Here is a 2,411-nt window from a genome sequence, read left to right on the forward strand (position 1 = left end):
TAAAAATACACAAAACAATACAGACTGCCCCCGCTTTGCATTATTCATGAAGCACTCTTTAAAAGAACTTCATGGAAGCTCTAATAAGTCAACTCAAAACAGCCACTGCCCTATGACGCTTTTAACAAAAGCACATGCCTCTGTGACCAAAAAGTGACACTAGAAAAACTACTTTATTTGACAAAAAAACGCTTTATTTTATGCTGAAGATCTCTCCCCCACATTTGTATAAAGAAGTTTCTAAACAAAACTGTTTAGCCCGTCAATGGTTAATACATCAATATCCCCAGTTTAATGCGACAATATATTTATCAATAATTAGAGATAAATTCACTCTCCAGCTCCTCTAAACCACTCAACACGCATATAAACGAGACATCATGCTATCAAGCACATCCTGTCGTCAAAAACAACAGCATAAAACAATAAAGAAATCTCTTTTGAAATCTTTAAGACAACCACGCAAAACTCTTTTTCCTGCCTTTGCTCGCCAAATTTGGCGAGCAAACAAAGTCTTGATTTTCTAATAAGTTATATTTAATGGCATTTTCATCAAAGAATCTTTCTCCAAAGACAATGATCTGAGTAATCTGAACAGAAGAATTTTGTCCAGTGTTGTCAGTTCTTTTTAGAGCCTATATTATTTTTTTAAATGAGAGAAAATTAAAAACATTATATTTCAATATGTTAGAATTTTAACGATACAACCTATATCGATAATACAACCTTAAATACAATCAATAATATATTATTTGTCAGTTTGTGTTCGTAAATTGAACTGACAAATTAGATTATTTTAGTGACTCATAAAACCTATCAAAATACTCATTCTGATATTTTAAAGCCCATAGTACATTTATCTTGATTAACCCGTGAAACGAACAGCAAACTTCACTATTTTGCTGATTTTACCTCATGTCATAGGCTGTGGATAAGCAGCCTCTAAAAACCCCTTTTGAAAAAATTTATCCGTTTTTTCGCATTTTTCTACATTTTTTTCACCATTTGCTCAAAATGGATTTAATAAGCTTCATTTCGATTCTTTTGAAGAGAATTAACCAACTCATATGAAAACGGAGTCCTGTTGTAATATGCATCACTTTAATAAGTCTGATAATGAACATGTCACTTTACGCTCTCTCTTAGAATATTATCGTCAACGAGCAAAATCACCCCGTGAATTAGGAACCATGTTTGAAAACCTTGTCATGGCTTATTTGACAAACGACCCGCTTCAAAAACAAGAATACGAAAAGGTTCAGACTTATTTGGAATGGGCTAAGGAGCATGATGAAGATGGACGTGATATCGGCATTGATCTGGTCGCTACAATCCGTGATCAAGGAGGTTATGCGGCTATTCAATGTAAATGCTATGATGCTTCTCACATAATTAAAAAAGAAGATATTGATAGCTTTATCGCTACCTCTGGGAAAAAGATTTTTACGCGCCGTATTTTGGTTGATAGCACCGAAAGCAATTGGAGTGATAATGCTAACAACACTTGTGATGGTCAAGAGGTTCGTATTCAACAGATTAATCTGTTTGATTTAGAAAACAGTCAAATTGATTGGGGGGCTTATAAAGAAAAAGGTGAAGCTACCCTTAAAGAGCAACCTAAAAAAAAGCTTTTAGATCATCAAAAAGAAGCTCTTGAGAAAGTCTGTGAAGGTTTGCAAGAAGCAGACCGTGGCAAGCTGATTATGGCATGTGGAACAGGCAAAACGTTCACTAGCCTTAAGATAGCAGAACACATAGCAGGAACTGGCAAGCGTGTGTTGTTTCTGGTGCCTTCTCTGGCTTTACTCTCACAAACAATCCGTGAATGGACAGCCGATGCACAAATCCCGTTGCGTTCCTTTGCGGTTTGTTCAGATACACAAGTGGGTAAGCGTCGTAAAGGGAAACATGATGATGAGGCTAGTCTCGATGCCTCTGATCTTGTCTTGCCGGCTACGACCGATGCGCAAGCACTTGCGCGTAAAGCCAATAAGACTTCTCTTGATGTGATGACCGTGGTCTTTTCGACTTACCATTCAATCCAAGTGATTTCGGATGCACAAAATACCCATGGGTTACCTGAATTTGATCTGATCATTTGTGATGAAGCCCATAGAACAACTGGTGTTGTGTTGGGAACAGACAAGCATGAATCTGAATTTATCAAGGTTCACGATAACAGCATCATTCGGGGCAAAAAACGTCTGTACATGACAGCAACGCCTAAGATCTTTAGTGACAAGCTGAAAAGGAATGCTTTCTTATCCAATAACGTTTTGGTGTCCATGGATAATGAAAAACTCTATGGCAAACAACTTTACACTTACAACTTTACACGTGCTTTAGAGGATAAGCTGTTATCACCTTGTAAAGTTATCATATTAGTTGTCAACGAAGAAGAAGTAAGTCAA

1 protein-coding gene is annotated in these 2,411 nt (G+C 36.7%); it reads left to right on the top strand.

Features of this window, described 5'->3' with window-relative positions; all coding sequences use genetic code 11:
* Nucleotides 1–1,091 precede the first annotated feature (1,091 nt).
* Nucleotides 1,092–2,411: DEAD/DEAH box helicase family protein (locus tag ACFIML_RS08990; RefSeq protein WP_375687997.1), on the top strand; the 1,320-nt coding region annotated here is incomplete at its 3' end.

Source organism: Bartonella sp. AC62GZZY, assembly GCF_042196525.1.
Lineage (GTDB): Bacteria > Pseudomonadota > Alphaproteobacteria > Rhizobiales > Rhizobiaceae > Bartonella.